Below are 25,129 nucleotides of genomic sequence, written 5' to 3'. Positions count from 1 at the left end.
CCCGTCGCCCCCGCCGCCGCCCCCCCGGGCGCGGCGGGGCGCACCTGTCCTTGCCGAAACGTCCTTGCCGGGAGGTCGGGGCGGGTTGGGCCCGCCCCGGTTCCGGCTTTTTGTTGCCGGTCGTGTCCTTACTGAGCCGGGTTGATGCGCACGTTGCCCTGCATGGTGACGTTCTGCTGGATCAGGCTGCCGACACCACCGTTCTGAGAAACCTGGGTGATGCCCGCGTTGCCGGAGACCGAGCCTTCCGCCATGCGGTTGTTGACGTGCAGCCAGGCGTCGTCGTCACCGCCGATGCGCAGGGTGTTGCCGCTGACCGTGCCGCGCAGCTCGGAGCTGGCCACGGTCATTTCCATGTCGAGGAAGTGATTGAACGAGTCGGTGATCTCGTTCTGCGAGTCCTTCATCGTGTTGTGCGAGTCCATGGTGTTGTGGGAATCAGCGGTGCTGTTGTCGGAGTTGTCGCTATCGTCGCTGTTGTACGAGTCGGCGATGCTGTTGTCCGAGTGATCGCTGGAGTCCTTGTTGAACGAGTCGTTGATGCTGCTATCCGAGTTGTTGGAGTCCGCAACGCTCGTGCTGCGATCGGAGTTGTCGTTCTGGGAGTCGGTCAGGCTCCGATCCGAGTTGTCACTGCGGTCCGAGTTGTCGTTGTACGAGTCTGCGATGCTGGAGCTGTTATCGGAGTTGTCGTCCTTGTTGTAGGTCCGCTCGGAGCTGTAGTTCTTCTCCGAGTTGTGTGAATCCGCGACGCTGTTGTCCGAATTGTCATCCTTGTTGTACGTGAACTCCGAGCTGTAGTTCTTCTCGCTGTTGTGCGAATCGGCCACGCTCGAGCTGCGGTCCGAGTTGTCGCTGCGGTCCGAGTTGTCGTTGTGCGAGTCGGCCACGTTGGTGCTGCGGTCGGAGTTGTCGTCCTTGTTCCAGGACATCTCGGAGCTGCTCGAGCTGTTCTGGGAGTCGGTCAGGTTGGTGCTGTTGTCGGAGTTATCATCCTTGTTGTAGGTGCGCTCCGAGCTGTAGTTCTTGTCGCTGTTGTACGAGTCGGCCACGTTGGTGCTTTGGTCGGAGTTGTCGTCCTTGTTCCAGGTCATCTCGGAGCTGCTCGAGCTGTTCTGGGAGTCGGTCAGGCTGTTGTCGGAGTTGTCATCCTTGTTGTAAGTCCGCTCCGAGCTGTAGGTCTTGTCCGTGTTGTAGGATCCCTCCTTGGTGCTGTTGTCGACGCTGGACGTCGAGCCCTCGCTGGCGGCGGCGCTGCTGCCCTCAGCGTCGGCGTTGACGGAGGCGCTGACCTCGTTCTCCTCGCCTTCGACGGTGTTTTGCGGGTTGGCCCACGCGTTGCCGCTCAGGGCCATGGCCAGGACCAGGGTGCTGGCGAGCGTCGTCTGCTTGATCATGTCGTTCCCTCTTCTCGGTCATTGGTGGTTAACGCGGGGCCCGGCCGTCGGGGCCGGGCCTCCGCGGAGGCGCCGCTTGGGGGGACGTGCGGCGCCGCACCCTGATGTAAGCAATTGCCGGGCCAACTCCGCGCTAGGTTCCTAAGATGTTGTTTAAAAAGGGGATGTGGCGTTGGTCGGACGCGGCGACTGAGTGGTCGCGCGGGGTCGAGTGCTGCGCCGGTGTAACGCTTGGCGAGGGTGGCGGTGCCGAGGCCGCGCAGTGCGGCGCTTTGCCGTGGATGCTGTTGGTGTTGCCCCGCCCTTACAGGGGTTGCCCGGGTGGTACCCGGGCCGGGCTGTTAGGCTGTGCATCGGCCCGCGTCTCCGGGCGTCGGAGGTCCAACCGCAGAGGAGGCAGGGTGCATGCCGGAGTTGATCGTCGAGGCCGTGGAGCTGCTGGGCTGGGTGGGGATCTTCGCGGTGATGATCGTGCTGGCGCCCGAGGCGGTGATGCCGTTCCTCGGCTACGCCGTCTACCGGGCGGAACTCGATCCGCTGACCGCCCTGGCTGCCGCCAGCGCTGGGGCGACCCTAGGGTCGACGCTGATCTACTTGGTGGTGCGCGCCATCGGCGGGGAGCGGGTGCGCGCATGGGTCCGGCGCGGCAGCCGCTGGTACCTGATCCAGGAGCGCGACCTGGCGGTGACCACCGCGATCTTCCGTCGCCACGGGGCGTGGATCGTGCTCTTCGGGCGCTTCGTGCCCACTGTGCGCAGCCTGGTCTCGATCCCCGCTGGGCTGTTGCCCATGGGGCTGGCGCCGTTCCTGCTGCTGACCCTGCTCGGCACGACCGTATGGAATGGGGTGCTCCTGGCCGCCGGTTACGCTACGGGCTCCAACTGGGCGCGGGTGGAGGCCTATCTGGGCACCTATGGCACCGTGGTTACGCTATTGCTTCTGGTCGCCGTTGCCGCATTCCTGCTGTATCGGTTGCGCAACGTCCTACTGCGCCACCGCCGTGCCGGTTGACCGGTGGCGGGTGGATGCGTACAAGTTGGGCTCCGGCCCCGGTAGCTCAGTCGGATAGAGCAATCGCCTCCTAAGCGATAGGTCGCAGGTTCGAATCCTGCCCGGGGCGCCACGTTCGCCGATTGCCTGGCGGCGCCCTGCACCCCGTCCGCTGCCCCGCGGATGCCTCCCGTCCGCGCTCTATGCGAAGATGCCCGGTCGTGTTCGGACGCGGGAGTGGGCCATGACGGACGGCCATGCGGCGGGAGAGCGCTGGCAGTTCTGGATCGATCGGGGCGGGACCTTCACCGATGTCATCGCCCGGGCCCCCGATGGGCGTCTGATCGCCCGCAAGTTCCTATCCGAGAACCCGGAGCAGTACAGCGATGCGGCCCTCCACGGGATCCGCGCCATCCTCGGTCTTCCCGCCGACGCCCCGATCCCGGCCCAGCGGATCGAGTCGGTGCGCATGGGCACCACGGTGGCGACCAACGCCCTGCTCGAGCACCGCGGCGAGCCCACCGTGCTCGCCATCACCGAGGGGTTCGCCGATCAGCTGCGCATCGGCTATCAGCACCGCCCGGATCTCTTCGACCGCCGCGTGCGCCTGCCGCAGATGCTTTACTCGGAGGTCCTGGAGGTCCCCGAGCGCCTCGGTGCCGACGGCGCGGTGGTCCGCCCCCTGGATGAGGCCTGCGTGCGCGAGCGCCTGGCCGCCGCCCACGCCGCCGGCTACCGGGCGCTGGCGGTGGTGCTCATGCACGCTTGGCGGGATGCCGGGCACGAGCAGGCGGTGGCGCGTATCGCCCGCGAGGTGGGCTTTACCCAGGTCTCGACCAGTGCGCAGGCCGCCGCCGTGATGAAGATCGTCGGCCGCGGCGACACCGCCGTGGTGGATGCCTACCTCTCGCCGGTGCTGCGCCGCTACGTCGACCGCCTGGCCGCGGAGCTCGGCGATGTGCCGCTGCTGTTCATGCAGTCCAACGGCGGGTTGACCAGTGCCGCGCACTTTCAGGGCAAGGACGCCATCCTCTCGGGTCCGGCCGGCGGCATCGTCGGGGCGGTGCGCACGGCGGCGATGGCCGGTTTCGAGCGGCTGATCAGCTTCGACATGGGCGGGACGTCCACCGACGTAGCCCACTACGACGGCGCCTACGAGCGCACCTTCGAGACCGAGATCGCCGGCAACCGCATCCGCGCGCCGATGATGCAGATCCACACCGTCGCCGCCGGCGGCGGCTCCATCTGCCACTTCGACGGTATGAAATACCGGGTCGGGCCCGACTCCGCCGGCGCCGATCCGGGGCCGGCGGCCTATCGCCGGGGCGGCCCGCTGACGGTCACCGACTGCAACGTCCTGCTCGGCCTCATCCGGCCGGCGTTCTTCCCGCACCTATTCGGCCCCGACGCCGATCAGCCGCTGGATGCCGACCGGGTCCGCCAGGGCTTTGCCGAGCTTGCCGAGCGGATCCGCGCCGAGACGGGTGACGCCCGCGACCCGGTGGCGGTGGCCGCCGGCTTTCGGCGCATCGCCGTGGAGAACATGGCGCAGGCGATCAAGCGGATCTCCGTGCAGCGCGGCCACGACGTGACCCGCTACGCCCTCAACTGCTTTGGCGGTGCCGGCGGTCAGCACGCCTGCGCCGTGGCCGACTGCCTGGGCATCCGCACCGTGTTCATCCACCCGCTGGCGGGGGTGCTCTCGGCCTACGGCATGGGCCTGGCCGATATCACCGCCATGGCCCAGCGCAGCGTGGAGGCGCCGCTGGAGCCGGCCAGCGCGCCGCTGCTTGAGCGCGTCATCGACGAGCTCACCGCCGAGGCGCGGGCCGAGCTGGCCGAGCAGGGGCTGGCCGCCGATGCGGCGATGGTGCACGTGCAGGCCCATGTGCGCTACGCCGGCACCGACACCGCGCTGGTGGTCCCCGGTGGTGCGGATGTGGCCGCCCTGGACGAGGCCTTCGCCCGCGCGCACCGGCAGCGGTTTGGCTTCGTCCTGGAAGACCGCCCGCGGGTGATCGAGGCGCTCAGCGTCGAGGCGATCCACCGCGCGGCGGCCGTGGAGGCCCCGGAGGATGAGGCGCCGTCACCGGCGGACCCGCCGCAGCCACTGGCCCGGGTGCAGGCCTGGGACGGCCAGCGGATCACCGAGCAGCCGGTCTACGCCCGCGCCGACCTGGTGCCGGGGATGCGCATCCCGGGGCCGGCGATCCTCCAAGAGGAGAATGCCACCACGGTGATCGATGCCGGCTGGCAGGGCGAGGTCACCGCCTGCGATCACCTGATCCTGCGCCGCGCGGTGACCGTGGGGGGCGGGACGCCGGCGCAGGCGCCGCAGGTCGACACCCGCCGCCCCGATCCGGTGCTGCTGGAGGTGTTCAACAACCTGTTCCGCTCCGTCGCCGAGCAGATGGGCACGACGCTCGCCGGCACGGCGCAGTCGGTGAACATCAAGGAGCGGCTCGACTTCTCCTGCGCGCTCTTCGACGCCGAGGCGAACCTGGTGGCCAACGCGCCGCACATCCCGGTCCACCTCGGCTCGATGTCGGAGTCGGTGCGCGCCATCCTGCGCGCCCGTGGCGCGAGCATGCGTCCCGGGGATTGCTATCTGCTCAACGACCCGTACCACGGCGGCACGCACCTGCCGGATCTCACGGCGGTGACGCCGGTCTTCTCCGAGGATGGCGAGGAGCTGCTCTTTTTCTGCGCCAGCCGCGGCCACCACGCCGATGTGGGCGGCCGCACGCCGGGGTCGATGCCGGCGGACTCCACCTGCGTGAGCGAGGAGGGGGTGCTCATCAACGACCTGCAGGTGGTCGCCGAGGGGCGCTTTCTGGAGGAGGCGTTCACCGCGGCGATGGGCGCCGGGCCGTATCCGGCGCGCAACGTGGCGCAGAACATCGCCGATCTGAAGGCGCAGATCGCCGCCAACGAGAAGGGCGTGGCCGAACTGCGGCGCATGGTCGAGCAGTTCGGCCTGCCGGTGGTCCAGGCCTACATGGGGTTCGTCCAGGAGAACGCCGCCGAGCACGTGCGCCGGGTCATCGATGGGCTCAGCGACGGTGATTTCAACGTCGAGATGGACAGCGGGGCACGGATCCGCGTGGCGGTGCGCCCGGATCACGCCGCCCGCCGGGCGCGCATCGATTTCGCCGGGACATCGGAGCAGCTGCCAAGCAATTTCAATGCGCCGCTGGCCATCACCCGGGCGGCGACGCTCTACGTCTTCCGCACGCTGGTCGATGACGACATCCCGCTCAACGACGGCTGCCTGCAGCCGCTGGAGATCGCCGTGCCGGAGGGCTCGATGCTCAACCCGCGCCATCCGGCGGCCGTGGTCGCCGGCAACGTGGAGACCTCCCAGGCCGTCACCGATGCCCTCTACGGGGCGCTGGGGGCGATGGCCGCCAGCCAGGGCACCATGAACAACCTGACCTTCGGCAACCAGCGCCACCAGTACTACGAGACCCTTTGCGGCGGTGCCGGGGCCGGGCCGGGGTTCGCCGGCAGCTCGGCGGTGCATACGCACATGACCAACTCGCGGCTGACCGACCCGGAGGTGCTGGAGTGGCGCTACCCGGTGCGCGTCGAGTGTTTTGCCATCCGCCACGGCAGCGGCGGTGCCGGGACGTATCCCGGCGGGGCGGGGGTGATCCGGCGGCTGTGCTTCCTCGAGCCGATGACGGTGGTCACGCTGATGAACCGGCGCCGGGTGCCGCCCTTCGGGCTGGCCGGGGGCGGGGATGCGGCGTGCGGGCGCAATGCCATCGAGCGCAGCGACGGCGGCGTCGAGGAGCTTCCGGGTACCGCCACCCGGGAGCTCGCCGCGGGGGATCGGATCGTCATCGAGACCCCCGGTGGCGGCGGCTACGGGGGCGGCTGAGCGCCGCCCCCGGGCTGCCTAGAAGCGCACCGGCAGGCGCAGGGTGACCTGCACATCCGGAGCCTGCTCGGTCACCCCTACGCCCACGGAAAGCCCCAGGCTGCTGCGCGGGCCGAGCCGGTGCGAGGCGCCAAGCAGCAGCGAGCCCACTTGGAAACGGCCAAACTCCGGATCGGGGTTTTGCACGTCGGTACGCGTGCGCTGCACCGTCGTGTGGTCGTAGCCGAGGCTCAGCGAGGTGCGGTCGTTGAGCGACAGGCCCATGCCGAAGCTCACCCCGATGGCGCTGCCCGGCTCGATGCGTACGCGATCGCCGCTGCGCAGGGTGACGGTGCGGGGGACGTTGTAGAGGTAGCTCAGGCTGCCGTAGAGCACCGCCGGCTCGGAGGGGTAGACCCAGTTGAGGCTGGGCTGGACGGCATAGAAGCCGCTGCCGGTGGGCTGTTCGGTGTAGATGGAGACGTTGGGTCCATCGCCGTCGCTGTCGTCGAGCGGGATCTCGGTGGTCTCCACCTCGAACGGGTCCCGGCCGGTACGGCTCTTCATCCGCAGGCCGCCGGTGAAGATCACCCCGTCACCGCGGCCGCTGCTGAGCTGATAGCGCAGGGAGGCCTCCACGTCGCCCAGGCCGTAGCCGGTGGACTCGACCACACCCGCGGTATCGCTCGCCTGGAGCACCTCGCGCTCGCGCACCTTCTCCTCGCGGTAGACGTAGGGGATGCGTGTCTCCACCTCCAGCCGGTCGGTGAGCCCGTAGCGCAGGCCCAGCGCGGCGGTGAGGCTCTCGCGCTGGGTCTGGCGCACCGAGATCAGTCCCACGGCGATGGCCGGCAGGATGGTGACGCCGTCGATCGCCACCAGGGTCGAGGTGGACTGCGAGTAGCTCAGCGAAGGCTCCGCGGTGAACGAACCCTGCGGCGAGAGGATGGTGCGTTGCTGCAGCCCGCCGGCGGTCTCCTGGGGCGGGGGCGGGGCGCCCACCGCCTCCGGGGTGTCGGCGATGGCCAGCAGCGGCGCGGTGGCCAGCAGCGCGGCCAGGGTGGCGCCGGTCCAGCGCCGCCGCCGGCTCATGGCTGCAGCCCCAGGCGGTGCATGATGCGATAGAGCGTCACCCGCGAGATGCCCAGCTCGCGGGCCGCCCGTGAGACATTGCGCTCGCAGCGGGCCAGGGCGCCGAGGATCGCCGCCCGTTCCGCCCGAGCGCGGGCGTCGTCCAGGGTCTCGACCTGGCGGATCGGCCCCTGCCGGGCCTCCAGGCCAAGATCGCCGGGGGTGAGCAGGGGGCGGTGGCCCATGGCCACGGCGCGCTGGATGCGGTTGATCAGCTCGCGCACGTTGCCCGGCCAGCTGTGCCGGCGCAGCGCCCCCAGCGCCGGGCCGGTGAAGCCGCGCACCGGGCTGAGGTAGGCGCTGCGAAAGCGCTCCAGGAAGACGTGGGCCAGGCGCTCGATGTCGTCGCCCCGTTCGCGCAGGGGCGGGATGTCGATGCGCAGCACGTTGAGCCGGTAGTAAAGATCCTCGCGAAAACGCCCGGCCTCCACGGCGGCGGCCAGGTCCACGTGGGTGGCGGCGACGACGCGCACGTCCAGCGGCACGCGCTCGGTGCCCCCGACCCGGGTCACTGCCCGCTCCTCGAGCACACGCAGCAGATTGACCTGGTGCTCCAGGGTCAGCTCGCCGACCTCATCGAGGAGGATGGTGCCGCCCTGGGCCCGCTCCAGGTGCCCGCAGCGGCGCTGCTGTGCCCCGGTGAACGCGCCGCGCTCATGGCCGAAGAGTTCCGACTGGACCAGATTGGTTGGGATGGCGCCGCAGTTGACCGCCACGAAGGGGCCGGCGGCACGGGATGAGGCGTGGTGGATGGCCTGGGCGGCCAGCTCCTTGCCCGAGCCGCTCTCGCCGTGGATGAGCACCGTGGCCGGGCAGCGCGCCACCTTGGCCAGGTCCCGGCGCAAAGCCTGGATGCCGGGGCTGTCGCCGAGGATGCCGCCGGTATCGGCGGTCAGCTCCGCCTGACGAGCCCGGGTGTGGCGGCGCAGTTGCCCCATGCCGGCGGCGTGGCCGAGAACGGCCGCAAGCCGGTCGGGGTCCGCGGGGAGGGTGTGGAAGTCGAAGAAGGCGGTGGCCAGCAGGTCTTCCAGCGCATCGTGGCTCTGCCCGTCGGGCGGATCGCAGAGGGCGATCCACTCCACGCCGCTGCCTCCGGCGAGAAAGCGCTGGCAGGCGTCGATATTGTCGGCGACCACCCGCATCAGCCCCACCGGCGGGTGGTCGGCGGTGAGCAGCCGCTCGATGGTTGCCCAGTCCTCGACACGGGTCAGGGACCAGCCCGGCGGCTCGGCGCTCGGGCGCACGGGTTGGGCGGGGGTGCCGGGGGTGACGCTCAGGACGCTGCGCAGACCCGCGGCGGCGCGGGCGAGGGTCGGTGCTCCCATGCGGTTGTCTCTCCTGGCAGGTGGTTCAGGATGGACACACCGCGAAGCAGAATCCATGCCATCGCGCCAGGTATTTGATCAGAGAGGTTTTTTATAGAGGGGGCAGCCGCTTCGGCGATGCGGTGTTAAGACCGCCGACAGCGCCCGGGTTGCATCATCCCAAGGAATCGGCCGGAAAACCGGCCAGAAAACCGGCCAATCCTATGCTGTCGTTTTTCTAACACGCTGATAATGTGGGTCTTATGGACAAAGGAGAGGCGGACAAGGAAGCGGCCATCAAGGCGGCAGAAGATCGCGGCGAACCGGGCCAAAAGCAGCCGCGCACCGCTCTACCTCGCTTTTCCGGTGCGGCTGGCGCCGCGGCTCATGCCAGGGCTTTTCCCGGAGATGCCGTACGAGGCAGGAGAATAGGAGTTTGGGGAGGGATGGTGGAGCCGAGGGGAGTCGAACCCCTGACCTCGACAATGCGAATGTCGCGCTCTCCCAACTGAGCTACGGCCCCATCGATCAGTTGCGCACTTTACCATGCGCTGGCGCGGCACAAAACCCCCGGGCGGCCCCTTGCAACCGGCCGGCGGCCCTTGGAAACTCCCCGGCATGGATACCCTGACCCTGCCCCGCCCCGACGACTGGCACCTGCATCTGCGTGACGGTGCCCTCATGCAGGCCGTGGCCCCCCAGGCCGCGGCGGTCTTCTCGCGCGCGATCATCATGCCCAACCTGCAGCCGCCGGTGACCACGGTGGAGCAGGCGGCGGCCTATCGGCAGCGCATCCTCGGTGCGCTGCCGGCGGGCGCGACCTTCGAGCCGCTGATGACGCTCTATCTCACCGACAACACCCTGCCCGAGGAGATCGCCCGGGCGTCGGCCAGCGGCTTCGTGCACGCCGTCAAGCTCTACCCGGCCGGAGCCACCACGCACTCCGATGCCGGCGTTACCGATCTGCTGCTCTGCTACGACGCCCTGGCGGCCATGGAGGAGCACGGGCTGCCGCTGCTTATCCACGGCGAGCGGACCGGGCCGGAGCTCGATATCTTCGAGCGCGAGACCGCCTTCATCGATGATGTCCTGCAGCCGCTGCTCGATCGACACCCGCGGCTGAAGGTGGTCCTCGAGCACGTGACCACCGCCGAGGGCGCCGAGCTGGTCACCGGCGACGATCCCCGCCTGGCCGGGACCTTTACGCCGCAGCACCTGCTCTACAACCGCAATGACCTGCTCGTCGGCGGGCTCAAGCCGCACTACTACTGCATGCCGATCCTCAAGCGCGAGGCCGACCGCGAGGCGCTGCTCGAGGCGGCCACCTCGGGGCATCCACGGGTCTTTCTGGGCACCGACTCCGCCCCCCATCCGCAGGGCGCGAAGGAGTCGGCCTGCGGCTGTGCCGGCTGCTACACCGCGCCCATCGCGCTGTCGCTTTACGCGGAGGCCTTCGAGGCGGCCGGGGCGCTGGAGCGGCTGGCGGACTTTGCCGGGCGCAACGGCCCGGCCTTCTACGGATTGCCGGTCAACCAGGAGACGGTGACCCTGGAGCGGGCCCCGCTGGAGGTGCCGCAAAGCTACCCCGGCGGCGACGAGCCGGTGGTGCCGCTGCGCGCCGGCGAGACCCTGACCTGGCGCCTGCGCCAACCCTAGGGTGGGTGGGATGAGCCTGCCCGGGACCCGTTTTACGATGCCCGCCAGGCGGTGGCCGAGTTCGGTCGGCGCCGCGGACCTGCCGCAGAGGATGGAGACACCATGAGCGACGAGACGGTTCAGCAGACCATTGCCCGTCAGGTGACGGAGAACCCGATCCTGCTGTACATGAAGGGCAGCCCGGATCAGCCCATGTGCGGCTTCTCGCAGCGGGCGGCCCAGGCGCTGGCCGGCTGCGGGCGGGAGTTCGCCTACGTGGACGTGCTCCAGGATGAGCGCATCCGTCAGGGCATCAAGGACTACGGCGACTGGCCGACCATCCCGCAGCTCTACATCGACGGGGAGCTGGTCGGCGGCTGTGACATCATCATGGAGATGTTCGACTCCGGCGAGCTCCAGCAGATGGTCGAGGCCGCCGGGGCCGGCGCCAGCGGCTGACGGCGGCGGCTTGCTCGCGGGCACGGGGCGCCGTAGCATGCGGCACCTTCACCCAGTTACGGCAGCCCCATGAGCGAGCACAACGCCCCGCAGACGTCGTCGGACGACCCAAGGCGTATCCAGAGCACCGAGATCCCGCCGCTGCGTACCCGCTTCCGGGCCTTCCTGCCGGTGGTGGTGGACGTGGAGACGGGCGGGCTGCAGGCGGAGACCGATGCGCTGCTGCAGATCGCCGCGGTGATCCTGCGTGCCGATGAGCAGAGCGGCCGGCTCTATCCGGCGGAGACGCACACCTGCCACGTCCAGCCGTTCGAGGGCGCGCGCATCGACCCCAAGGCGCTGGAGCTCAACGGCATCGACCCGGAGCATCCGCTGCGCATGGCGGTGCCCGAGCGGGATGCCCTGGGCAAGGTGTTCAACCCGGTTCGCCAGGAGCTGCGCAACACCGGCTGCAACCGGGCGGTGCTGGTCGGCCACAACGCCTTCTTCGACCTGGCCTTCCTCAATGCCGCGGTGACGCGGACCAACTTCAAGCGCAACCCCTTTCATCCCTTCTCGAGCTTCGACACCGCCACGCTGGGCGGGCTCGCCTACGGGCAGACGGTGCTGGCCAAGGCGGTGAAGGCGGCGGGGATCGAGTGGGACGCCAAGGAGGCCCACTCGGCCATCTACGACGCCGAGAAGACCGCCGAACTCTTCTGCGCCATCGTCAACCGCTGGGACGAGCACTGCGGTCGGCCATCGAGCTTCTAAGTCCCCTCGGCGGTCCCGACACCTCCGGACCGTGAATCCAAGGGGTTGCGGTGCTTGCGCCGGTTTCAGCCGGCGGTTAATTTAGGCGTTTTTGCCCGGCTCCCGGAGTCGGTTGCCGCGTGTATGAGACCGCCCATGGAAGCCCTGATCCCGACCTACAATCGCCTGCCCGTTGCCTTCGCCCGGGGTGAGGGGGCGTGGCTCTACGACGAGCAGGGCCACGCCTACCTCGATGGGGTGGCCGGCATCGCCGTTTGCGGGCTGGGCCACAGCCATCCGGCCATCGCCCGTGTGGTGGCCGAGCAGGCGCAGACCCTGGTGCACACCTCGAACCTCTACCGGGTGCCGCTGCAGGAGCGCCTGGCCGAGCGCCTGTGCGCCGCCGCCGGGATGAGCGCGGCGTTCTTCTGCAACTCCGGCGCGGAGGCCAACGAGGCGGCCATCAAGCTCGCCCGCCGCCACGCGGCCGCGCTGGGGGTGGGGGCACCGCAGATCGTGGTCGCCGACGGCGCCTTCCACGGGCGGACCCTGGGGGCGCTGGCGGCCACCGGCAATCCCGCCGCCCACGAGGGCTTCGCGCCGCTGCCCGAGGGGTTCCGGCGCGTGCCCTACGGCGACGCCGACGCCGTGGCGGCCATCGACGACGACGCCGTGTGTGCCGTGCTGGTGGAGCCGATCCAGGGCGAGGGCGGGGTGCGGATCCCGCCGGCGGATTACCTGGCGCGGCTGCGGCGGATCTGCGACGAGCGCGGCTGGCTGCTGATGCTCGATGAAGTGCAGACGGGCATGGGGCGCACCGGGACGCTGTTCGCCTTCGAGCAGGCCGGCATCCGTCCGGATGTGCTGATCCTGGCCAAGGCCCTGGGCAACGGGCTGCCCATCGGCGCCTGCCTGGCCGCGGCCGGGTGCGCCGGGACCCTTGGCCCGGGCAGCCACGGCACCACCTACGGTGGCAATCCGCTGGCCGCCCGTGCGGCGCTGGCGGTGCTCGACACCCTTGAGCGCGAGGACGTGCCGGCGGCGGCCGAGCGCGCCGGCGAGGCGCTGCGCGCCCGCCTGTCCGAGAAGCTGGCCGGGGTGGAGGGGGTCCGCGAGATCCGCGGTCGCGGCCTGATGACCGGCATCGAGCTTGCCGGCGATGCCAGTGCGCTGCCGCGCCGGGCCCTCGACGCGGGGCTGCTGATCAACGTCACCGCCGGCAACGTGGTCCGTCTGGTGCCGCCGCTGATCCTGGACGACGACGAGATCGGCCAGCTCGCCGACGGCGTCGCCGACCTGGTGCGCCGCCACCTGGCCGGCGCCTGACCTGAACCGAACCACGGAGGGCGTCTTTGATGCGCCACTTCCTCACCCTGCGTGACTGCTCCGCCGATGAGATCCACCAGCTGCTGCGCCGGGCCACGGAGCTGCGCGACATGCACCGCGCCGGGCAGCTGCACCAGCCCCTGCAGGGCCGCGTGCTGGGGATGGTCTTCGAGAAGTCTTCCACCCGCACGCGGGTCTCCTTCGAGGCGGGCATGGCCCAGCTCGGCGGCCACGCGCTGTTCCTGTCGCCGCGGGATACCCAACTCGGCCGCGGCGAGCCGGTGGAGGACACGGCGCGGGTGATCTCGCGCATGGTCGATGCGGTGATGATCCGCACCTTCGGCCACGATATGCTGGAGCGCTTCGCCGCGTACTCGGCCGCGCCGGTGATCAACGGCCTCTCGGATCTGTGCCACCCGTGCCAGCTGCTCGCCGACCTGCAGACCTTCACCGAGCACCGCGGGCCGATCACCGATCGGCGCGTGGCGTGGATCGGCGACGGCAACAACATGTGCCACAGTTGGATCGAGGCCGCCGGACTGCTCGGCTTCGACCTGCATATCGCCGCGCCGCCCGGCTACCGCCCGGAAGCGGATATCCTGGCGCTCGGCGGCGAGCGGGTGCAGCTCTTCGACGACGCCTACGCCGCCGCCGAGGGGGCCGATCTGGTGACCACCGATGTCTGGGCGAGCATGGGCCAGGAGAGCGAGCAGGCCGCCCGCGAGGAGGCCTTCCGCGGCTTCTGCGTGACCGAGTCGCTGATGGAGTGCGCCGGCCCCGAGGCGCTGTTCATGCACTGCCTGCCCGCGCACCGCGGCGAGGAGGTGGAGGCCGCCGTGCTCGAGGGGCCGCAGAGCGTCGTCTGGGACGAAGCCGAGAACCGCCTCCACGCGCAGAAGGCGCTGCTGGAATTCCTGATGCTGCCGCCTGAAAACGGTCCGCTGCACCCTGCAGACTGAACCCTGAACGCCAACCACTGAATACTGCCCAGGAGCCTCCCATGTCGGACGTCAAGAAGGTCGTACTTGCCTACTCCGGCGGTCTCGATACCTCCGTGATCCTCAAGTGGCTCGAGGAGACCTACGGCTGCGAGGTGGTGACGTTCACCGCCGATCTCGGCCAGGGTGAAGAGCTCGAGCCCGCCCGGCGCAAGGCAGAGGCGTTCGGGATCCGCGAGATCTACGTCGACGATCTGCGCGAGGAGTTCGCCCGCGATTTCGTCTTCCCGATGTTCCGCGCCAACGCCGTCTACGAGGGCGAGTACCTGCTCGGCACCTCCATCGCCCGGCCGCTGATCGCCAAGCGGCAGGTGGAGATCGCCCGTGAGACCGGTGCGGACGCCGTCGCCCATGGCGCCACCGGCAAGGGCAACGACCAGGTCCGCTTCGAGCTCGGTTACTACGGCCTGGAGCCGGGGATCAAGGTCATCGCCCCGTGGCGCGAGTGGGACCTCAACTCCCGCGAGCGGCTGTTGCAGTACGCCGAGCGCCACGGCATCGACATCGAGGGCAAGCGCGAGGAGGGCGGCGCGCCGTACTCCATGGACGCCAACCTGCTGCACATCTCCTACGAGGGCGGGGTCCTGGAGGACACCTGGACCGAGGCCGAGGAGCGCATGTGGCTGTGGACCACCGCCCCGGAAGCGGCGCCGGATGAGCCGCAGTACGTGGATATCGAGTTCGCCGGCGGCGATCCGGTGGCCATCGACGGCGAGCGCCTCTCGCCGGCGGCGCTGCTCGGCCGGCTCAATGACCTCGGCGCCCGCCACGGCATCGGCCGGATCGACATCGTCGAGAACCGTTACGTGGGCATGAAGTCGCGCGGCTGCTATGAGACCCCGGGCGGGACCATCCTCCTGCGCGCCCACCGCGCCATGGAGTCGATCACCCTCGATCGCGACGCCGCCCACCTCAAGGACGAGCTGATGCCGCGCTACGCCGAGCTGGTCTACAACGGCTACTGGTTCGCCCCGGAGCGCGAGGCGCTGCAGGCGATGATCGACCAGACCCAGCAGGTGGTCGAGGGCACCGTGCGCCTGAAGCTCTACAAGGGCAACGTCATCGTCGTCGGCCGCCAGTCCCCGCAGAGCCTCTTCGACGCGTCGGTGGCCACCTTCGAGGACGACGCCGGGGCCTACGACCAGAAGGACGCCGAGGGCTTCATCCGCCTCAACGCCCTGCGTCTGCGCCTCGGCGCCAAACGCCGCGGCTGACCCCGGTCGGGCAGGGCAGTCGCTGCCGGTGGGCCGCCGGCGGCGGTGCCCGCTGCCTGGCGGGGCGGCGCGTGAGGGAATCGACCGGGGCGCATCGGCGCCCCGGCCCTCAGGTCCGCTCCGGGGCCTTCTCCGGGAAGCTGCACAGATCGGCGATAACGCACGCCCCGCAGCGGGGGCGGCGAGCGGTGCAGGTGTAGCGCCCGTGCAGGATCAGCCAGTGGTGGGCGTGGAGCCGGAACGGCTCCGGCGTCACCGCCTCCAGCCCTTCCTCCACCTTGCGTACGTTCTTCCCCGGCGCCAGCCCGGTGCGGTTGGCGACGCGGAAGATGTGCGTATCCACGGCGATGGTCGGCTCGCCGAAGGCGACGTTGAGGATGACGTTGGCCGTCTTGCGCCCGACGCCGGGTAGCGCCTCGAGGGCGGCGCGCTCGCGGGGGACCGCGCCGCCGTGGTGCTCGATCAGCTGCCGGCTGGCGGCGATGATGTTGCGCGCCTTGTTGTTGTAGAGGCCGATATGCTGGATGTACGGCTTGAGCCCGTCCTCGCCCAGCTCCAGCATCGCATGGGGGGTGTTGGCCACCGGGAAGAGGGCCCGGGTGGCGCGGTTGACGCTCTCATCGGTGCTCTGCGCCGAGAGCGAGACCGCCACCAGCAGCTCGAAGGGGGTCTCGTAGAGCAGCTCCGTCTGCGGCTCGGGCAGCGCTTCGCTCAGCCGCCGGTAGAGCTCGTAGCGCTGCTCAGCGTCCATGGCGGTCGTCGATGCGGTTCTTGATCGCCAGCAGCAGGGCCAGGCCGATGAACGCCCCGGGCGGCAGGATGGCGAGCAGGAAGACGTCGCCGTCGACCAGTTCCACCGTCCAGCCGGCGGCGGCCGGGCCGAAGAGCTGCTCGGCGCCGTCGAGCAGGGTGCCGCGGCCGATGAGCTCGCGCAGGGCGCCGAGGACGATCAGCACGGCGGCGAAGCCGGTGCCGGTCGCGATCCCATCCAGCGCCGCCGGGCCCACCGGCTGCCGCGAGGCGAACGCCTCGGCGCGGGCGAGGATGGCGCAGTTGGTGACGATCAGCGGCAGGAACAGCCCCAGGGTGCGGTAGAGGTCGTGGAGCCACGCCGCCACCACCAGCTCGACGATGGTGACGAAGGCGGCGATGACCAGGATGAACACCGGGATGCGCACATCCTGCGGGACGATGTTGCGGATCAGCGAGACCACCACGCTCGAGGCGGTGACCACCAGCAGCGTGGCGATGCCCAGGCCCAGCCCGGCCACGGCGGTGGTGGTCACCGCCAGCAGCGGGCAGAGGCCAAGGAGCTGGACCAGGGCGGCGTTGTTGCCCCACAGGCCGTCGCGGAAGATGCTGCGGGTCGTCGGTGTCTCGCTCATCCGGTGGGCCCCTCGTCGCTGTGGTCGTCGGCTTCGGGGTCGATGGCGGTGGCGTCCTCGGCGTGGGCTTCACCGCGGTAGGCCTCCGGTTCGGCGGCGTGGTCGATCAGCACCGCGCGCACGGCGTCGATCACCGCCCGGGCGGTGATGGTCGCCCCGGTGATGCCGTCGAACGCCCCGCCGTCCTGGCGCACGCGCCAGTCCGCCTCCGGCGGCTCGCCCAGGGCCCGGTTGTCGAAGCCGTGGATCCAGTCGCTGCGTGCCGTCTCGATGGCGTCCCCAAGCCCCGGTGTCTCGCGGTGGGCCACGGTGCGCACGCCGATGATCTCGCCGTCGGCGTCGATGCCCACAAGCAGGCGGATGGTGCCGGCGTAGCCCTCCGGCGTTTCCACCTCGACCGCCGCGCCCAGGTACGTGTCGTCGGCGTAGGCGGGGTAGATGCGCAGCGGCGTGGCGTGATCCAGCGGGTTGGGGCGCTCGTAGACCTGCTCTTCCGGGGCGTTGTCGTGGCCGTCGGGCAGCACCGCGGCCAGGCGATCGAGCACCACCTGGCGCTCGGCGGTGGCGATCTGCTCGCGGGTCTGCTCGTGGACCAGTGCCACCGCAGCCAGACCGATGCCCACGAACAGGGCCAGGATGCCCCCGGCGCGCAGGCTCACCGGTAGCGTCATGCCGCCTCCCCAGCGCTGCGGCGTACCACGTAGTCGAGCAGCGGTGCGGTGGCGTTGAGCATCAGCACGGCGAAGGCGAAGCCGTCCGGATGACCGCCGAGCTCACGGATGACCAACGCCACCACGCCGATCAGCGCCGCGTAGATCAGCCGCGCCGTGGGCTCGCGCGGGGCGCTGACCGGGTCCGTGGCGATGAAAAAGGCCACCAGCAGCGTCGCCCCGGAGAGCAGATGGAAGAGCACCGGGGCGCCGTCGCCGAGCTGCAGGAGCGCGGCGGTGGCAGCGGTGCCGGCAAGCACGCCCAGCGGCAGGCGCCAGTCGATGATGCGCAGCGTTAGCAGGAAGGCGCCGCCGAGCAGGAAGGCGCCGCCGAGCCACAGCCAGGCCCCGGCGGCCTGGGTCTGCCCGAGCAGCCCGCCGTCGCCGGGCAGGGCGGCAAAGCCCTCGGTGGCCAGCCGGTCCAGCGGCGTGGCGTGGGTCATGGCGTCGGTGATCGGCGCCAGGCCGCCGGTAAGGAAGTACTGCAGGGCCTCTGCGGCGGGGATCGCCGCGCCCAGGCCGGGCTCCGGCGCCGGCCACAGGCTCACCGCCTGCGGGAAGGCGAGGACCACCGCCAGGTAGCCGACCATGGCCGGGTTGAAGATGTTCTGGCCCAGTCCGCCGTAGACCTGTTTGCCCAGCAGCACCGCCAGGGCGCCGGCCAGCGCCGGGATCCAGAAGGGCAGCAGCGGCGGCAGGGCGATGCCGATGATCAGCGCCGCCAGCGGCGTGCTGCCGTCGGCCAGCGCCGGACCCACCGGGCGGCCACGCAGGCGCAATACCAGAGCCTCGGCGGCCACACCGGCGGTGAGTGCCGCGCCGATGTTCAGCAGGACACCGACGCCGAAGAGCCAGACCAGCACGCCGGCCCCCGGCAACAGGGCGAGCAGGACCAGCCCCATGATCCTGGGCGTTGTGGGTGCCGCCAAGCTCAACCCTCCGTGGTCTCGCCCGAGCGGTTCTGTTCGGCCTTGGCGGCCATGGCTTCACGCTTGCGCCGGCGCGCCTCTTCCTTCTCGCGCTGGCGGCGTGCCTCGCGGGCCTGTCGGGCCTCGTGGCGCTGCCGGGCCCGTTCGGCCTGCTCCCGCTCGCGCATGCGGGAGCGGGCAACGTCCCGGGCGTGCCCGGTGATCGCCGCCAGGGGGATGGAGCTGGGGCAGACCAACTCGCAGCTCGAGCAGCCGGTGCAGCGCATGGGGTCGATGTCGATGTGCTCGGCGGCCTCGCCGACGCCGACACCGGCGCGGATGCGTCGGGCCATCTCGAACGGTTGCAGGCCTTCGGGGCAGACCTCGGCGCAGCGTCCACAGCTGATGCACGGCTGCTCGAACAGCGGCGCCTCGTCGGCGGACTCGACCACGACGCCGTTCATGCCGTGGGTCAGCGGCACCTGCCGGTCGGTGACCGGGGTGCCCATGATGCCGCCGCCGACGATGGTCCGGCAGCCGGGTGTGCCGGCCCGGCCGATCAGGGCGGCCAGCGGCGTGCCCACCCGGACCCAGTAATTGCCCGGCTCGGCGATGCCGCCGCCGGTGACGGTCACCAGCCGCTCCACCGACGGCTCGCCCTGGTGGACGGCGCGGTGGATGGCGTCGAGGGTGGAGACGTTCTGGCAGACCACCCCCACCGCCGGCGGCCGGGCGCCGGGGGGCACGGTGCGTCCGGTGGCGGGGTAGACGATGTGGCGCTCGTTGCCGGCCGGGTAGTCGCCGCCGACGCGCACCACCTGGATGTCCGCCCCGGCGGTTTCGATGGCCGCCTCGGCCGCCGCGGCGGCTTCCGGAGCCGAGTTCTTCACCGCGACGAGGATGCGCTCGGCGCCGCAGGCCCGGGCGGCGATGCGGGCGCCGTCGATGATCGCCTCGGCGCGCATGCGCAGCAGCGTCTCATCGCAGGTGAGGTAGGTGTCGCACTCGACCCCGTTGACCACCAGGGTATCGACGCCGCTGCGCGCGGCGTCGGCGAGTTTCAGTGCCGAGGGGAAGGCTGCCCCGCCCATGCCGCGCACGCCGGCATCGGCGATGCGTCGCAGCAGGACCTCCGGCTCCGCCTGCAGCGGGTCCTCGATGGTCGCCATGGCCGTCTCGCGGCAGTCGGCGCCGTCGGCCTCAAGGATCAGGCACGGCGCGGTACCACCGGCCGGGTGGACGATGGGCCGGCGCTCGATGGCGCTGACCACGCCGGAAGTGGGCGCGTGCAGCGGCACGCCGCTGTGCCCCTCGGTGATCCGCGTGCCACGGCGGACGTGCTCACCCACGGCCACGGTGGCCGGCACCTCGGCGCCGGTGTGATCGAGCAGCGGCAGCACCAGCTGGGCCGGCAGCGCCAGGCTGCCCAGTGGGCCGTTGCGCGAGCGGTCCTTGGCGCCCGCCACGGCGACGCCCCGGCGCCGTGGCTGCACCTCTTGGTGGCGCAGCGGGCCGGGGCGCTGCTCGGGCCGGGCGGTGGTCGACTGCGGCGTCGGCAGCGGCCGGATGCGGGCGTTCAGTGGCGGTTCCACCGGCTGCATGGTGATGCAGTCCATGGGGCAGGCCTCGACGCACAGCCGGCAGCCGGTGCATTCGTCGGCGAGGACGGTGTGCACCTGGCGCTGGGCGCCGACGATGGCGTCTACCGGGCAGGCCGGCAGGCAGCGGGTGCAGCCGATGCACTGGCTCTCGTCGATGAAGGCCACCGCCGGCCCGGTGTTGTCCTCGGCCACCGGCTCGGGGTCGACCTGCAGGAGATCGGCGATGGCCCTTGCCGTGGCGTTGCCGCCGGGCGTGCACAGGTTGGTGGCGGCCTCGCCGGCGGCCACGGCCTCGGCGTAGGGCCGGCAGCCCGGATAACCGCACTGGCCGCACTGGGTCTGCGGCAGCAGCTCGTCGATGTGCCCGACCACCGGGTCGCGCTGCGCGGCCAGGCGGCGCCCGGCGGCGCCGAGACCGACACCGCAGAGACCGGCGATGGCTGTGAGGGTCAGGACCGCGCTGAACATACGATACAGGGTAACATGATCGGTGGTGGCCTCACGTCGTCGGACCCGGCAGCAGGTTCAGTCGGGTCATGCGCAGGGATTCGTCCTGGGGGCGGGGCTGTTCCCGCTCCTCGGCCGCCTCGAGGACCTCGGGGGCGGCGTAGATGGTGGCCTCGGCGCGCAGCGCCAGGGCGATGGCGTCGCTGGAGCGGCTGTCGATGTAGCGCACCGCATCGCCGTCCTCCGGCTTGAGGGCCAGGGCGGCGACGTAGGCGCCGTTGACGATGGCGTCGATGTAGACCGCCTCGAGGCTGTAGCCGGTGGCGCGCAGCACGCTGCCGAACAGATCGTGGGTCATCGGCCGCGGCGGCTCGACGCCGTGCAGGGCGTCGTGGATGGCCTGCGCCTCGGCCGGGCCGATGAAGATCGGCACCACCCGCTCGCTGTCCGGCTCGCCGAGCAGGACCACCGGCGCCGGCGCGCCGCCCTCCTCCAGGGCCAGGGTGGTGACCTCGACGGCCACCATGTCCTCGGGTTCGACAGCCAGTTCGCGCTCCTCGGCCTGGGCCAGGCCGGCGAAGCCCATGAAGCCCATGGAGAGGATGCCGGCGCTGACCAGGGCGATCGGCGCGCCGCGGAAGGCGCGCGGCACTTCGGCGCTTTCCAGGCGCTCACGCAGGGCGGCGAAGATCACCAGCACCAGCCCGAAGCCGGCCGCCGCCGCGGCGCCGTAGACCGCCGAGGCGATGAGGTCGTGGTCACCGCGCAGGTTGAGCAGGGCGACGCCGAGCACCGCGCAGTTGGTGGTGATCAGCGGCAGGTAAAGGCCGAGCACCTGCTGCAGCATGGGGCTGGTGAAGCGCACGGCCATCTCGGTCAGCTGCACGGCGATGGCGATGATCAGGATGAAGGTCGGCGTGCGCAGGTACTCGGCATCGAGCGGCACCAGGATGTACGTGAAGGCCAGGTAGCTCAGCACCGAGGCGAGGGTCAGCACGAAGGCGGTGGCCGCCGCCATGCCCGCGGCGGTCTCCACCTTGCGCGAGACGCCCAGAAACGGGCACAGCCCGAGGAACTGGGTGAGCACGAAGTTGTTGACCAGCACGGCCGCCACGGCCAATAACAGGAGATCCATCGCCATCCCCGTGTTGGAAATCGGTGGCTTGATCCGTTACGAACAGGGTGAACTTAACACCCCAACCTTATTGTCCACTACTTGATGAACAACCCACAGGTGGAAAGCCTTATGACGGTAGCACACGGAATGCAGCATCGACGTACGCCGCTGGTTCTGGGGGCCGTGCTGGCAATGGCCCTGATCGCTCTGGTGAGCACGCCGGCGCTGGCCGACGATCTGGAGCACCTCCAGCCGGACGAGCGCAATACGGTGGAGATCTTCCAGCGCTACGGGCCTTCGGTGGTGGCCATCGAGGTGGAGGTCCGGGGTGAGCGCGTGGATCCCTTCGAGCGTATTCCGGAGGGGATGATCCCGCCGCAGTTCCGAGAGTTCTTCGAGCGCGATCGTCCGCGCGGCGAGGCGCCCCGGCGCCAGGGGGCGGGCAGTGGCTTCCTGATCGATAGCGACGGCCATATCGTCACCAACTACCACGTCATCCGCAACGCCCTGGAGGAGGAGGGCGTGGAGCTGCGCGAGGGCGCATCGGTGAAGCTCAGCTTTGCTGAGCACGACGCCGTACCGGCCCGGGTGGTCGGCGCCAACGCCCTCTACGACCTGGCCCTGCTCAAGCCCGAGGATCCGGGGGCCGTCCCGGAGGACGCCGAGCCGCTGACCCTGGCCGATTCCGATCAGGCGCTGGTCGGGCAGAAGACCATTGCCATCGGCAATCCCTTCGGGCTGAGCTCCACGGTAACCACGGGGATCGTCTCAGGCGTCGGCCGGGACCTGCCGGGGATCGGGCAGATCGAGATCCCCATGATTCAGACGGACGCCGCGATCAACCCGGGCAACTCCGGCGGGCCGCTGCTCAACTCCGCCGGCGAGGTGATCGGCGTGAACACGGCCATCGTCCCCGGCGGCGGCGGGCTGACCGGCCGTGGCGGTTCGGTGGGCGTGGGCTTTGCCGTGCCGAGCAATCTGCTCCAGGAGAGCCTGGGCGAGATGGAGGAGGGCGGCCTCACGGATCTGACCTCCCGGGCCCGTCTGGGGGTGATGGTCGCCGGCCTGGAGGGGTATCCCGAGGGGATCCGCGAGCGGCTGAACCTCCCCGAGCGCGGGGTGATGGTGGTCGATGTGGAGTCCGGCAGTCCGGCCGAGGAGGCGGGCCTGCAGGGGGCTTCGTTCGAGGTGAGCGTCCAGGGGCGCGCCATGCCGGCGGATGGTGATGTCATCACGCACGTCAACGGTGAGGCGGTCTCGGAGCCGCGGGAGCTGCAGCGGCTGGTCTTCGCCCGTCGGGCAGGGGATTCGGTGACGCTGACGGTGCTGCGTGATGGTGCCGAGCGGGAGTTTGAGGTGGAGCTCCGGGAGGTGCCGCGGGAGCAGCAGCGGCGGCGGTAGTCCGGGGCCCCGCGTGGGCGGTTGTACGGGGCCGGCCTGGGCTTGTACGGGGTCCGCGTGGGCGGTTGCGGCGGTGGGGACCCGGTGCCGATGAGCGTGCCCCGCCTGGCGGCGGGGTCCCCTGTGCTGCTCGCCCGGGCGGGGCCGCTCGCTCAACTCGCGGCGCTAGCGCGCCGCTCGGACAAGACCTCGCTGTTCAGCGCGAACCAGGAGAGGTTCGCGCTGAACCCCCTTCCGGGCTGCGCTGCTCGGCACGCTCAAAAGGCCACCGGGTCCCCACCGCCACAACCGCCCACGCGGTCTCCGCGGCCCGGGCGAGCAGCGCAGGGGACGCCGCCGTCAGGCAGCGCGCACTCAGCGGCACCCGGCACCCCTCACCCAACCAACGCACACCCGAAACCCCGCCGGATCGCAGCCAGAACGGGTTACTTCACCCGCATCCCCGGCTCCGCACCGTCCTGCGGACCGACCACCCAGAGATCCTCACCGCCCGGCCCGGCGCAGAGGACCATGCCCTCCGACGTTCCGAAGCGCATCTTGCGCGGCTTGAGATTGGCCACACAGACCACCCGCTTGCCCAGCAACTGCTCCGGGCTGTACGCCTGACGCACCCCGGCAAAGACCTGACGCGTCTCGCCGCCGAGATCCAGCTCCAGGCGCAGCAGCTTGTCGGCGCCCTCCACCGTCTCGGCCACCTTCACCTCCGCCACGCGCAGATCCAGCTTGGCGAAGTCCTCGATGGTGATCTGCTCATCGATGGGGTCCTCGGCCAGAAGGCCCTTCGGCGCCTCGCTCTGCGCCTCGGTTGATGCCAGGGTCTCCTTGGATGCGTCCACGACGGCCTCCACTTGTTGCGGGTCGATCCGCGTCTTCAGCGGCTTGAACTTGTTGATGCCGTGATCGAGCAGCGGGGCCTGCACGTCCGCCCAGCTCAGCGGCTCGATGTTCAGGAACGCCTCGGCGTCCTCGGCCAGCCGCGGCATGATCGGCTTGATGTACAGGACCAAGATGCGGAAGAGGTTCAGCCCCATGGTGCAGATCTCCTGCACCGCCTGCGCCTGTTCGGGGTCCTTGATCCGCTCCCACGGCTTCTCGGCGTCGATGTACTGGTTCGCCTGGTCGGCCAGGTGCATGATCTCGCGCACCGCGCGGGCGTACTCGCGCTGCTCGTAGAGCTCGGCGATGCGCTCGGCGCTGGCGGTAAAGGTGCGGAACAGCTCCGGGGCGCTGAGCCGCGGCGCCAGGCGGCCGTCGAAGCGCTTGGTGATGAACCCGGCACAGCGGCTGGCGATGTTCACCAGCTTGCCCACCACATCGGAGTTGACGCGCTGGACGAAGTCGTCGAAGGAGAGGTCGATGTCCTCCACCGAATCCGAGAGCTTGGCCGCCGTGTAGTAGCGCAGGTACTCCGGGTCCAGGTGCTCGAGGTAGGTGCGCGCGGTGATGAACGTCCCCCGCGACTTGGACATCTTCTGCCCGTTGACGGTCAGAAAGCCGTGGCAGTAGACGGCCGTCGGGGTGCGGTAGCCGGCGCCGTGGAGCATCGCCGGCCAGAATAGGGTGTGGAAGTAGGCGATGTCCTTGCCGATGAAGTGGTAGAGCTCGGTCTCGTCGGCGCGCTCGGCATCCCAGAAGGCGTCGAAGTCGATGCCGCGCTCCTCGGCCAGACGGCGGAAGCTGGCCATGTACCCGATGGGCGCATCGAGCCAGACGTAGAAGTACTTGTCCTCGGTGCCCGGGATGCGGAAGCCAAAGTACGGCGCGTCGCGGGAGATGTCCCAATCGCGCAGCCCGGCCTCGAACCACTCGTTGAGCTTGTTGATGATCTCCGGCTGCAGGTGCTCGGTGCTGGCCCACTGGCGCAGCATGGCCTCGAAGTCCTGCAGGCGGAAGAACAGGTGCTCGCTCTGGCGGATTTCCGGGCGTTCGCCGGAGATCACCGAGACCGGATCCTGGAGCTCTGCGGGGGTGTAGGTGGCCCCGCACGCCTCGCAGGAGTCGCCGTACTGTTCGGCGGCGCCGCAGCGCGGGCAGGTGCCCTTGATGTAGCGATCGGGGAGGAACATCCCCTCGCCCGGGTCGTAGAGCTGCTCGATGGTGTGGCGCTCGATGTGGCCGCCGGCCTCCAGGCGTTGGTAGATCAGCTCGGCGAAGTGGCGATTCTCCTCCGAGTGGGTGGAGTGGTAGCGGTCGAAGCCGATGAGGAAATCGGCGAAATCGGCCTGGTGGCTGGCGGCCATTTCCTCGATCAGCTGCTCCGGCTCGACGCCGCGCTCCCGTGCCTTCAGCATGATCGGCGTGCCGTGGGCGTCATCGGCGCAGACGTAGTAGCATTCGTTGCCGCGCAGCCGCTGAAAGCGAGCCCAGATGTCGGTCTGGATGTACTCCACCAGGTGGCCCAGGTGGATCGGGCCGTTGGCGTAGGGCAGGGCGCTGGTGACGAGTATGCGGCGTGCCATATCTCCGGATTCGGTTTGCTGTGCGGGAAACCGCGCATTATGCCAGATCCCGC

19 protein-coding genes, 2 tRNA genes and 1 pseudogene are annotated in these 25,129 nt (G+C 70.3%); 10 read left to right on the top strand and 12 right to left on the bottom strand.

Going from position 1 to position 25,129, the window contains the following annotated elements; genetic code table 11:
- Nucleotides 1-128: 128 nt before the first annotated feature.
- Nucleotides 129-1,397: a hypothetical protein gene (locus LRG10_RS09020; RefSeq protein WP_238635196.1), complete on the bottom strand. Its 1,269-nt coding sequence runs from the start codon at nucleotides 1,395-1,397 to the stop codon at nucleotides 129-131.
- Between the two features lie 405 nt (nucleotides 1,398-1,802).
- Here LRG10_RS09020 and LRG10_RS09015 point away from each other — a divergent pair, with 405 nt between their 5' ends.
- The 3 genes from LRG10_RS09015 (at nucleotide 1,803) to LRG10_RS09005 (ending at nucleotide 6,270) form a co-directional block, all read left to right on the top strand.
- On the top strand, nucleotides 1,803-2,408 hold the full coding sequence (locus LRG10_RS09015) for a DedA family protein (RefSeq protein ID WP_238635195.1): 606 nt from the start codon (nucleotides 1,803-1,805) through the stop codon (nucleotides 2,406-2,408).
- A gap of 35 nt (nucleotides 2,409-2,443) precedes the next feature.
- Nucleotides 2,444-2,520: transfer RNA gene (locus tag LRG10_RS09010), tRNA-Arg, on the top strand.
- Between the two features lie 111 nt (nucleotides 2,521-2,631).
- Nucleotides 2,632-6,270: a hydantoinase B/oxoprolinase family protein gene (locus tag LRG10_RS09005; RefSeq protein WP_238635194.1), complete on the top strand. Its 3,639-nt coding sequence runs from the start codon at nucleotides 2,632-2,634 to the stop codon at nucleotides 6,268-6,270.
- Between the two features lie 18 nt (nucleotides 6,271-6,288).
- Here the strand turns inward: LRG10_RS09005 and LRG10_RS09000 are convergent, their stop codons facing one another.
- From LRG10_RS09000 to LRG10_RS08990, 3 genes are all read right to left on the bottom strand, one after another.
- On the bottom strand, nucleotides 6,289-7,341 hold the full coding sequence (locus LRG10_RS09000) for a hypothetical protein (protein WP_238635193.1): 1,053 nt from the start codon (nucleotides 7,339-7,341) through the stop codon (nucleotides 6,289-6,291).
- The gene (locus LRG10_RS08995; protein WP_201169062.1) at nucleotides 7,338-8,705 is read right to left on the bottom strand and encodes a sigma-54 dependent transcriptional regulator; all 1,368 of its coding nucleotides are present in this window, start codon (nucleotides 8,703-8,705) and stop codon (nucleotides 7,338-7,340) included. The genes LRG10_RS09000 and LRG10_RS08995 overlap by 4 nt, the downstream gene beginning before the upstream one ends.
- 426 nt (nucleotides 8,706-9,131) lie before the next feature.
- A tRNA-Ala gene (locus LRG10_RS08990) sits at nucleotides 9,132-9,207 on the bottom strand.
- Nucleotides 9,208-9,302: 95 nt separating this feature from the next.
- Between LRG10_RS08990 and pyrC the strand changes: the two genes are divergently transcribed.
- The 6 genes from pyrC to LRG10_RS08960 all read left to right on the top strand — a co-directional run bounded on the left by pyrC (nucleotide 9,303) and on the right by LRG10_RS08960 (nucleotide 15,048).
- Nucleotides 9,303-10,340 carry a dihydroorotase gene (pyrC, locus tag LRG10_RS08985; protein WP_201169060.1) on the top strand — a complete coding sequence of 346 codons (1,038 nt, stop codon included), beginning with the start codon at nucleotides 9,303-9,305 and terminating at the stop codon, nucleotides 10,338-10,340.
- Nucleotides 10,341-10,442: 102 nt separating this feature from the next.
- A complete protein-coding gene (grxD, locus tag LRG10_RS08980; RefSeq protein ID WP_201169058.1) occupies nucleotides 10,443-10,778 on the top strand; it encodes a Grx4 family monothiol glutaredoxin in 336 nt (111 codons plus the stop codon).
- Between the two features lie 69 nt (nucleotides 10,779-10,847).
- Nucleotides 10,848-11,531 (top strand): ribonuclease T, encoded by a 684-nt coding sequence (gene rnt / locus LRG10_RS08975; protein ID WP_201242796.1) that lies wholly within the window; start codon nucleotides 10,848-10,850, stop codon nucleotides 11,529-11,531.
- Nucleotides 11,532-11,666: 135 nt separating this feature from the next.
- Nucleotides 11,667-12,836 carry an aspartate aminotransferase family protein gene (locus LRG10_RS08970; RefSeq protein WP_201169055.1) on the top strand — a complete coding sequence of 390 codons (1,170 nt, stop codon included), beginning with the start codon at nucleotides 11,667-11,669 and terminating at the stop codon, nucleotides 12,834-12,836.
- Nucleotides 12,837-12,865: 29 nt separating this feature from the next.
- The gene (argF, locus tag LRG10_RS08965) at nucleotides 12,866-13,795 is read left to right on the top strand and encodes an ornithine carbamoyltransferase (RefSeq protein ID WP_238635192.1); all 930 of its coding nucleotides are present in this window, start codon (nucleotides 12,866-12,868) and stop codon (nucleotides 13,793-13,795) included.
- 41 nt (nucleotides 13,796-13,836) lie between these two features.
- The gene (locus tag LRG10_RS08960) at nucleotides 13,837-15,048 is read left to right on the top strand and encodes an argininosuccinate synthase (RefSeq protein WP_238635191.1); all 1,212 of its coding nucleotides are present in this window, start codon (nucleotides 13,837-13,839) and stop codon (nucleotides 15,046-15,048) included.
- Nucleotides 15,049-15,157: 109 nt separating this feature from the next.
- On the opposite strand, the gene nth is transcribed toward LRG10_RS08960, so the two are convergent.
- The 7 genes and pseudogenes from nth to rsxA form a co-directional block, all read right to left on the bottom strand.
- The gene (gene nth, locus LRG10_RS08955) at nucleotides 15,158-15,799 is read right to left on the bottom strand and encodes an endonuclease III (RefSeq protein ID WP_238635190.1); all 642 of its coding nucleotides are present in this window, start codon (nucleotides 15,797-15,799) and stop codon (nucleotides 15,158-15,160) included.
- Nucleotides 15,789-16,433, bottom strand: coding sequence for an electron transport complex subunit E (locus LRG10_RS08950; protein ID WP_201169045.1), 645 nt, complete (start codon nucleotides 16,431-16,433; stop codon nucleotides 15,789-15,791). Before LRG10_RS08950 ends, nth begins: the two co-directional genes overlap by 11 nt.
- Nucleotides 16,430-17,104, bottom strand: a complete 675-nt coding sequence (locus tag LRG10_RS08945; protein WP_238635189.1) for an RnfABCDGE type electron transport complex subunit G — start codon at nucleotides 17,102-17,104, stop codon at nucleotides 16,430-16,432. Before LRG10_RS08945 ends, LRG10_RS08950 begins: the two co-directional genes overlap by 4 nt.
- Nucleotides 17,101-18,072: an RnfABCDGE type electron transport complex subunit D gene (locus LRG10_RS08940; RefSeq protein WP_238635188.1), complete on the bottom strand. Its 972-nt coding sequence runs from the start codon at nucleotides 18,070-18,072 to the stop codon at nucleotides 17,101-17,103. The genes LRG10_RS08945 and LRG10_RS08940 overlap by 4 nt, the downstream gene beginning before the upstream one ends.
- Nucleotides 18,073-18,074: 2 nt before the next feature.
- A complete protein-coding gene (rsxC, locus tag LRG10_RS08935; protein ID WP_238635187.1) occupies nucleotides 18,075-20,120 on the bottom strand; it encodes an electron transport complex subunit RsxC in 2,046 nt (681 codons plus the stop codon).
- Between the two features lie 31 nt (nucleotides 20,121-20,151).
- Entirely contained in the window at nucleotides 20,152-20,625 is a 474-nt protein-coding gene (locus LRG10_RS08930) for a bifunctional nuclease family protein (RefSeq protein ID WP_238633794.1), read from the bottom strand.
- 39 nt (nucleotides 20,626-20,664) lie between these two features.
- Nucleotides 20,665-21,234: pseudogene (gene rsxA, locus LRG10_RS08925) on the bottom strand (electron transport complex subunit RsxA); the annotation flags it as partial.
- Between the two features lie 111 nt (nucleotides 21,235-21,345).
- Between rsxA and LRG10_RS08920 the strand changes: the two are divergent.
- On the top strand, nucleotides 21,346-22,617 hold the full coding sequence (locus LRG10_RS08920) for a S1C family serine protease (RefSeq protein ID WP_238635186.1): 1,272 nt from the start codon (nucleotides 21,346-21,348) through the stop codon (nucleotides 22,615-22,617).
- A gap of 425 nt (nucleotides 22,618-23,042) precedes the next feature.
- Here LRG10_RS08920 and metG read toward each other — a convergent pair whose 3' ends face one another.
- Entirely contained in the window at nucleotides 23,043-25,124 is a 2,082-nt protein-coding gene (gene metG, locus LRG10_RS08915; protein WP_338018478.1) for a methionine--tRNA ligase, read from the bottom strand.
- Between the last annotated feature and the right edge of the window lie 5 nt (nucleotides 25,125-25,129).

The organism is Halorhodospira sp. 9628 (assembly GCF_022228075.1).
Taxonomy (GTDB): Bacteria; Pseudomonadota; Gammaproteobacteria; order Nitrococcales; family Halorhodospiraceae; genus Halorhodospira; species Halorhodospira halophila_A.
The sequence above is the reverse complement of the archived record's forward strand: the minus strand, read 5'-3'. Positions and strand labels throughout refer to the sequence as shown.